The sequence below is a fragment of the Streptomyces sp. NPDC031132 genome, from assembly GCF_055570595.1.
In genome coordinates this window covers 98,960-106,919 of the sequence record NZ_JBVIGX010000016.1, presented here as the reverse complement: position 1 = coordinate 106,919, position 7,960 = coordinate 98,960, and the positions used below count along the sequence as shown (strand labels likewise).

The window sequence follows — 7,960 nt, the reverse complement described above, 5'->3', positions numbered from 1 at the left end:
ACCCGGTACGGACCCCAGCACGCGGGGGGAGGAGTGAGTGCCCCGCTTGGGAGGGCCACGCTCCCAACTTCCTCTGGTCCTGGGACCCGCGGGGTTTGGGAAGGGGCGCCCCCCCCCCCCCCCCCACCGCCGACCACCACCAGTCGTTCCGTCGCCATCGTCCGCCCCGTCCTCCGCACCGCCGTCTCGTACCGAACACGCTACGGCCGAATGCGTGTTCAGTCCTGGACGTCGGTCCTTTCCGTCGGGTCCGCGGACCGCGCCCCCGGTACGGCCGTGACCTTCTTCGGCGTCAGCCCCGCCTTCGGCTTCGCCGGGCGCAGCCGCCGGTACGCGCGGAAGCACAGCAGCACGACGGCGGCCGTCACCGCGAACGGCAGCAGGACGGCGACCACCAGGGTCAGGTACCGCACGATCGCCGTGAAGACGTTCCAACCGCCGCTCAGGGCGCCCAGGAAGGTCGGCTCCTCGTCCTTCGGCTTCGGAGCAGCCTCGGGCGCCGGCTCCGAGACCTCCATCGTGATCGTGCCCATCGAGGTCTGGTCCTTCAGCGCCGTCTGCTGCGCGAGCAGCGACTCCAGGTCCGACTGGCGCTTGCTCAGCTCGCTCTCCAGCATCACCACGTCACCGAGCGCCGAGGCCTTGTCCATCATGTCCCGCACCCGGGCGACGCTCGCCTGCTGCGACGTGACCCGGCTGTCGACGTCCGCGACCTTCTCGGTCACGTCCTGCGCCTCGACCTTGCGGTTCAGCAGCTTTCCGCTGCCCTCCATCGCGCCGAGCACCGCGTCGAAGCGGTCGCCCGGCACGCGCAGCGTCAGCGTGGACGTCATCCGGCCGTCCTCGCCGCGCTTGGTGGACTCGTTGCCCACGTACCCGCCCGCGCCCTCCGCCGCCGTACGGGCCGCGGCCAGGGCCTTCTGCGCGTCCGCCGTCTCGAGGGCGAGCGTGGCCGTACGGATGACGTGCGGGCGAACGGCCGGCTGCTGACCGTTCTTGGCCGCATCGGAACCCGAGGTCCCGGCGGCCGCCGGGGGAGCCGCCGCGGCAGCCCCCGGCTTGCCCTGGGCCGCGCCCTCCCGGGCGCCGACCGCGGCCTTGTCGGCCGAGGCCGAGCCGACGGCGTCCCGGTCGGCGCCGCAGCCGGTGAGCGCGAGCGCTCCGGCCAGGGACAGGGCGGCCAGGGTGGCCGCGCCACGGTGTCTCACAGCGGTGCCTCTACTGCTGGTGCGCATCGGTGGTACCCCCCGAGGATCGGCTGTTGTCGCCGTTGTGACGTACAGGGTCCCGTCGCGGGTTTCGCTCCGGCGGTCCCGAGCCGATCCCGATGCGGTCACGGTCCGGCCTCGGTGATCGGCCCTGCAACGGTCTGAGACGATGTGTCCATGCACGAAGCGGACATGCGTACGGACGACGCCGTAGGTGCGGCGGCCGCGGCAGCCCCGGCCCGCCACGCCGTCGTCATCGGCGGTGGCATCGCCGGCCTCGCCGCGGCCCACCGGCTGCTCGCCGACGGCCTGCGCGTCACGCTCCTCGAGGCCGGGCCGCGCCTCGGCGGCAAGCTGCTCGCCGGCGAACTCGCCGGAGCCCCCGTCGACCTCGGCGCCGAGTCCGTGCTCGCCCGCCGCCCCGAAGCCCTGGAGCTGGCCCGGTCCGTGGGCCTCGGCGAGGCCCTCCAGCCGCCCGCCACCGCCACCGCCCACCTGTGGACCCGCGGCGCGCTGCGGCCCATGCCGCGCGGCCATGTCATGGGCGTGCCCGGCGACCTGACCCCGCTCGCCGCCTCCGGGGTGCTCTCCGCCGAGGGCCTGGCCCGGATCGAGGCCGAACGCGACCTGCCGCCCACGGAGATCGGCGAGGACGTCGCCGTCGGCGAGTACGTGGCCGCCCGCCTCGGCCACGAGGTCGTCGACCGCCTGGTGGAGCCGCTCCTCGGCGGGGTCTACGCCGGCAACGCCTACCGCATCTCCATGCGCGCCGCCGTCCCACAGCTCTTCGAGGCCGCCCGTACGCACGCCTCGCTGGGCGACGGCGTACGCGAACTCCAGCAGCAGGCCGCGCAGCAGCCCCAGCAGGCCGGCCGCCCCGTCTTCTCCGGCATCGAAGGCGGCATCGGACGGCTCCCGCAGGCCGTGGCCGAGGCATGCCGGGCGGCCGGGGCGCGGATCAGCACCGGTACCGCCGTGCGCGAGGTCCGGCGCAGCGCCGGGGGCTGGAGGGTCGTCACCGACGCGGAGGTCGTCGACGCCGACGCTGTGGTCCTGGCCGTCCCGGCGGGGCCCGCCGCCCGGCTGCTGGACGGGCTCGCGCCGGCCGCGGCCGCCGAGCTGAGGGCCGTCGAGTACGCCTCGATGGCCCTGGTGACGATGGCCTTCCGGCGCTCCGAGCTGCCCGCCGCGATCACCGGGGGCGGTGCCAGCGGATTCCTCGTACCGCCCGTCGACGGCCGGACGATCAAGGCCTCCACCTTCTCCAGCAACAAGTGGGCCTGGGCCGGCGCCGACCCCGAGCTCTTCCTGCTGCGCACCTCGGTCGGCCGGTACGGCGACGAGGGCGACCTGGGGCGCGAGGACTCCGAGCTGGTCGAGGTCTCGCTGCGCGACCTCGGCGACGCCGTCGGCCTCGCGGCCCGGCCGGTCGCCTCCACCGTCACCCGCTGGGACGGCGGCCTGCCCCAGTACCCGGTCGGCCACCTCGCCCGCGTGGCCCGGATCCGCGGCGCCGTCGCGGCCCTGCCGGGCCTCGCGGTCTGCGGCGCGCTGTACGACGGGGTGGGCATCCCGGCGTGCATCGCCAGCGCCGGCCGGGCCGCCGACGTGGTGATCGCCACGTTGGGCACCCCTGGCACCGACCACTGATCAGCACACGGGACAATGGACACATGACTGCACCAGAGAAGATTCCCAACGCGGGGAAGAAGGCGAAGGACCTCAACGAGGTCATCCGCTACACCCTGTGGTCCGTCTTCAAGCTGAAGGACGTCCTGCCCGAGGACCGCGCCGGCTACGCCGACGAGGTCCAGGAGCTGTTCGACCAGCTGGCCGCCAAGGACATCACCGTCCGCGGCACCTATGACGTCTCCGGCCTGCGCGCCGATGCGGACATCATGATCTGGTGGCACGCCGAGACCTCGGACGAGCTGCAGACCGCGTACAACCTGTTCCGCCGCACCAGGCTCGGCCGCGCGCTGGAGCCGGTGTGGTCGAACATGGCCCTGCACCGCCCGGCCGAGTTCAACAAGTCGCACATCCCGGCCTTCCTGGCCGACGAGGTCGCGCGCGACTACGTCAGCGTCTACCCGTTCGTGCGCTCGTACGACTGGTACCTGCTGCCCGACGAGGACCGCCGCCGCATGCTCGCGGACCACGGCAAGATGGCCCGCGGCTACCCCGACGTCCGCGCCAACACCGTCGCCTCCTTCTCGCTGGGCGACTACGAGTGGATGCTGGCCTTCGAGGCCGACGAGCTGTACCGCATCGTCGACCTCATGCGTCACCTGCGTGCCTCCGAGGCCCGTATGCACGTCCGTGAAGAAGTGCCCTTCTACACCGGACGCCGCAAGTCCGTCGCCGATCTGGTGGCCGGACTCGCCTGATACCTCCCCTGGGGGGAAGGAACCGGAGTACTGCTCTCTTGACTGGGGAGCGGCCTCCGGTGGATCGGGAGGCTGGTCCGGATGACGGCCTGACCCCCGAAACGACGCAGCCGGAGACCCCGCCCGGAAGTTCAGACGACTGGCGGCAGCAGAGCCCTGGGTACCTTCCCGGGAACTCTCGCTGCCCGGTCGTCCAGCGACACCGGTGCGGGCTCCGGATGCGGCGCACACGTGACACGCCACCCCGAGGTGTCACCCGTCAGCAAGTACCGCTCCACGTGACGGTCCACGCAGTCATTGCGTCCGCCGACCACTCCGTGGGCGCCCGCCCCCTCCTCCGTGACCAGTGCGGCCCCGCTGCCGAGCCGCCGCTGCAGCTCCAGCGCGCCCGGGTACGGGGTCGCCCCGTCGCGCTCCGCCGCCACGATCAGCGTGCGGGGGATCACCGCCGGCTGCGCGCCGACCGCCACGGGCTGCTGCCGCTCGGCGACCGGCCAGTACGCGCACGGCAGGTTCAGGAAGGCGTTGGCCCAGGTCTCGAAGGGCGCCCGGCGCGCCAGTTCGGTGTTGTCGCGGTCCCAGGTCTCCCACTGCGCGGGCCAGGCCGCGTCGTTGCACAGCACCGCCGTGTACACCGCCCGCGCGTTCTCGCGCGCGGCCGCCGACTGCGGGTCCGGGCGGGCCTGTTCGGCCAGCGGGCCCGGATCTCCGGCCAGGAAGGCGCTGAGCGCGGCCGCCCGCTCCGGCCAGACGTCGTCGTAGTACGCGGCCTGCAGGAAGGCGGCCTGGAGCTCGCCGGTGCCGACGGTCTTGGCCGCCGGAGTGCGCGCCACCGCGTCCCGCACGCGTTCGTAGCTCGCCTGAACGGCGGCCGGGGTGGCGCCGAGCCGGTACGTGGCGTGGTGCCGGGCCGCCCAGGCGCGGAAGTCGTACCAGCGGCGCTCGAACCCCGGTGCCTGGTCGAGGTTGTTGAGGTACCAGATGCGGCGCGGGTCGGGGTCGACCGCGGAGTCGAGGACCATCCGGCGGACGTGGCCGGGGTGGAGCGTGGCGTACACGGCCCCCAGATAGGTGCCGTACGAGGCGCCCATGAAGGTCAGCTTCTCCTCGCCGAGCGCGGCGCGGAGCACGTGCAGGTCGCGGACGTTGTCGAGGGTCGAGTAGTACGGCAGGGCCGCGCCGGCCCGCTGCGCACAGCCGCGGGCGTAGGCCCGGGCGGCGGCGATGCGCTGCTGCTTGTACGCGGCCGAGGGCTCCGCCGGGACCTGGGTGGGGCCCTTCGCGCGGACGGCGGGGTCCTCGCAGGACAGCGGGGCGGAGCGGCCGACTCCGCGCGGGGCGTAGCCGACGAGGTCGTAGGCGGCGCCGATGCGCTCCCACTCGGGGAGGTCGCCGAGGAGGGGGAAGAACATCCCGGAGGCGCCGGGGCCGCCGGGGTTGTAGACGAGCGCCCCCTGGCGCGCGGCGCCGCCGCGGCGGGTGGCGGCGACCCGGCTGACGGTGAGGGTGATCTGCGGGCCGTCGGGGCGGGCGTAGTCGAGCGGAACCCGCAGACTCGCGCACCGCACGGTGGAGGGCAATTCCTCGACGGAGGCACAGCGGCGGAAGCGGAGCCCGCCGGCCCCGGCCGCCCGGGCGGCGCGGTGGGCGGCGAGTTCGGCGCCGGCGTTCGCGGCGGCCGTCCGCGCGGCGGAGCCGGTGGTGTTCGGGCCGGCGGTGGTGGCGTGGGCCGGTGGGGGCGGGGTGCACAGGGTGAGGGAGAGGACCGCCGCGGCGAGTCCGCAGCGGGCGAGCGGAGTCCGCATCATGGGCCGCCTTCATCTCTTCGGATGAGCTGATGAGATGCGCTGGACCCCGCCCTGTACAGGATCACCGCCGGGTGTCGGCCGCAATCCCCCCGTTGCCCGGCCCGATGCCGCCCGTACGGCAGGTCAGGAACTGCTGCCGCAGCTCGAACCGGACGAACTGCTGCAACTCGAACTGCTGGAACAACTGGAGCTGCTGCTCGCGCAGCTGCTGCCGCCGGACGAGGACCCGCAGCCCGAGCCCGAAGAGGAGCAGCTCGACCCCGAGGAACCACAGCCGGATCCGGTGGATCCGCAGCCGGATCCGGAGCCTCCGCCGCCGTCGCTGCTGCCCGCGCACCACACGACGGGCAGGACCGCGGCGGAAGACCCGCAGTAGTCCGACGAGGACGAGGACGACGAGGACGAGCTGCGGAGCGCGGAGCGCGACTGAGCGGCCGCCAGCCGGGTGCTGCGCGCGGCCGGCACCAGCTGCTCCCGCAGGTACGGGTCCCGCAGGCCGCGCAGCCCGTACAGGGCGGTCTGCACGTGCGGGGTCTGGTCGTTCAGGTACTGCGTGCGCATCTCGCGCAGCGCCGCCTGCCCCGCCGGGGTGAGCCGCTGCCTGGCCCGGGCGGCGAGGGCGCATCCCATGACGATCCCGCCCACCAGCGCGGGGAACACCTTGAAGGCGAACGGCACCTGCGGACCGGAGTCGAGCGCCATCGCCACGAAGGTGAGGGGCAGCGAGAACACCACCCACACCGTGCACACCACGACCTGGGCCAGCGCCCAGCGCCGCCACTTCCGCCCGGAGCCGGGAGCGGCGAGCAGCCCGCGGGCGGCCAGCGCGTCGCCGGTCTCCTGGACGGCGGGGTCGAGCATGGCGGCGTACCGCACCTGGTAGAGCCAGCCGGACGGAGCCTGCCGAAGGGCCTCGAGCACGGCCCGCTCGGCCGTGTCGCCGGCCCGCGCCCCGGGGCGTACCTGGACGATCCCGGGACCGCCGACCACCAGCCGGCCGTCCCCGAGCATCGAGACGAGCGCGGAGTCCACGACCGCGCCGGGGCCGCCGGCCATGAACGCGGCCTCGGACAGGTCGTGCAGGCGCGGGGCCGGACCGGCCGACGGCGGCCGGGAGCGCCGGATTCCGCGGAGCAGCAGGACGGTGGAGACGACGACGGCGATCCAGATCGCAACGGCGAGTACGTTCATGCCGCACGCCCCACGAGGGTCCGGGCCCAGCGCACGATCCGGCGCGGCGGCCGCGCCCCGACCCGGTCCTGCCACCAGGAGGTGAGCCGGCGTCGGGCCACGGGGTCGGCGGGCAGGTCCTGGATCAGCAGGTGCTCGGCGAAGTCGAGGGCGTCCCGCCGGTATCCGGCGGTCATGGGCCGGTTGCGGGCGTACGCGAGGAAGGCCTCGCGGTACGGGTCCTCACCGCCCAGGATCCCGGGCAGCTCGGGCGCGAGCTTCGCGACGACCCCGGCCCGCTTGGCGGCCAGCGCCCGCGCCTGCACCCGTACGCGCTGCCGGTCGAACCCCTCGGGCACGGGCGTCCCGCCCACCAGCGCGGACAACAGCGCCGCCTGCTCCACCCCGACACGGATCCGAGCCCGCTCGAGGTCTCCCTGCGCTTCGGGCCCGGGGACCGGGGCGGAGCCCCGGGGAACGGTGGAAGGGCGGGCGGGGGACAGCCCCGCAGGGCCGACCACCTCCCGGATCGCGGCCAGTTCCCCGGCCAGCTCCGCCTCCGCCGGAAAGTCGTCGTCCCGCTCCAGCAGCACGCCCGCCGGCTCCACCCGCTTGCGCAGCTCCGCCAGGATGTCCAGCACCACCGCCGGCACCGGATGCGCATGCGTGTCGTGCCACACCCCGCCCCGCTCCACGCCCCCGGCGACGTGCACGTACGCGAGCGCCTCCAGCGGGATCGCGTCCAGCACGGCGAACGGGTCCTCGCCCCGGTTCACCCGGTTCGTGTGCAGGTTGGCGACGTCGATCAGCAGCCGGACCCCCGTCCGCTCCACCAGCTCCGTCAGGAACTGCGCCTCCGTCAGCTCCTCCCCGGGCCACGAGATCAGCGCGGCGATGTTCTCCAGGGCCAGCGGCACCGGCAGCGCGTCCTGCGCGATCCGGACGTTCTCGCACAGCACGTCCAACGCGTCCCGCGTCCGCTGCACGGGCAGCAGGTGCCCCGCCTCCAGCGCCGGCGAGGCCGTCCGTACGAAAGCGATGTGCTCGGTGACGAGCGGCGCCCCCAGCGCCACCGCCCGCTCCCCGAGGGCGGCCAGCTTCTCCGCGTCGGGACGCCCGGCGCCGCCGAGCCCCAGCGAGACCCCGTGCGGGACGACGCGCACCCCCCGCTCGCGCAGCCGCAGCAGTGATGCGGGCAGGTGGCCGGGGCAGATGTTCTCGGCCACCACCTCGACCCAGTCCAGGCCCGGCAGCCGCTCCACCGCGTCAGCGATCTCCGGCCGCCATCCGATGCCCACCCCCAGGTGTGCCATGGTCTTCATGTCCCCTCGCCCCCTCTCATCGGTCGTGTGCCGATGTCATCGCCCCGACGGAGTCAGGCCAACCG

The 7,960-nt window shown here is 74.4% G+C and carries 6 protein-coding genes; 2 read left to right on the top strand and 4 right to left on the bottom strand.

Annotated elements, in window-relative coordinates; translation table 11 throughout:
• Positions 1–218: 218 nt before the first annotated feature.
• Positions 219–1,208 (bottom strand): DUF4349 domain-containing protein, encoded by a 990-nt coding sequence (locus ACZ49B_RS23790; protein ID WP_468309193.1) that lies wholly within the window; start codon positions 1,206–1,208, stop codon positions 219–221.
• A 192-nt stretch (positions 1,209–1,400) separates the two neighbouring features.
• On the opposite strand from ACZ49B_RS23790, the gene hemG reads away from it, so the two are divergent.
• Both hemG and hemQ read left to right on the top strand, forming a co-directional pair.
• Positions 1,401–2,858 carry a protoporphyrinogen oxidase gene (gene hemG / locus ACZ49B_RS23785; RefSeq protein WP_468309278.1) on the top strand — a complete coding sequence of 486 codons (1,458 nt, stop codon included), beginning with the start codon at positions 1,401–1,403 and terminating at the stop codon, positions 2,856–2,858.
• Between the two features lie 23 nt (positions 2,859–2,881).
• Positions 2,882–3,595 carry a hydrogen peroxide-dependent heme synthase gene (gene hemQ / locus ACZ49B_RS23780; RefSeq protein WP_352216033.1) on the top strand — a complete coding sequence of 238 codons (714 nt, stop codon included), beginning with the start codon at positions 2,882–2,884 and terminating at the stop codon, positions 3,593–3,595.
• Between the two features lie 131 nt (positions 3,596–3,726).
• On the opposite strand, the gene ACZ49B_RS23775 is transcribed toward hemQ, so the two are convergent.
• The 3 genes from ACZ49B_RS23775 to ACZ49B_RS23765 all read right to left on the bottom strand — a co-directional run bounded on the left by ACZ49B_RS23775 (position 3,727) and on the right by ACZ49B_RS23765 (position 7,886).
• Positions 3,727–5,400, bottom strand: coding sequence for an alpha/beta fold hydrolase (locus ACZ49B_RS23775; protein WP_468309276.1), 1,674 nt, complete (start codon positions 5,398–5,400; stop codon positions 3,727–3,729).
• A 126-nt stretch (positions 5,401–5,526) separates the two neighbouring features.
• Complete coding sequence (locus tag ACZ49B_RS23770; protein ID WP_468309191.1) at positions 5,527–6,594, bottom strand: TIGR04222 domain-containing membrane protein; 1,068 nt, start codon at positions 6,592–6,594, stop codon at positions 5,527–5,529.
• The gene (locus ACZ49B_RS23765; RefSeq protein WP_468309273.1) at positions 6,591–7,886 is read right to left on the bottom strand and encodes an MbnB/TglH/ChrH family RiPP precursor modification enzyme; all 1,296 of its coding nucleotides are present in this window, start codon (positions 7,884–7,886) and stop codon (positions 6,591–6,593) included. Before ACZ49B_RS23765 ends, ACZ49B_RS23770 begins: the two co-directional genes overlap by 4 nt.
• Positions 7,887–7,960: the final 74 nt, after the last annotated feature.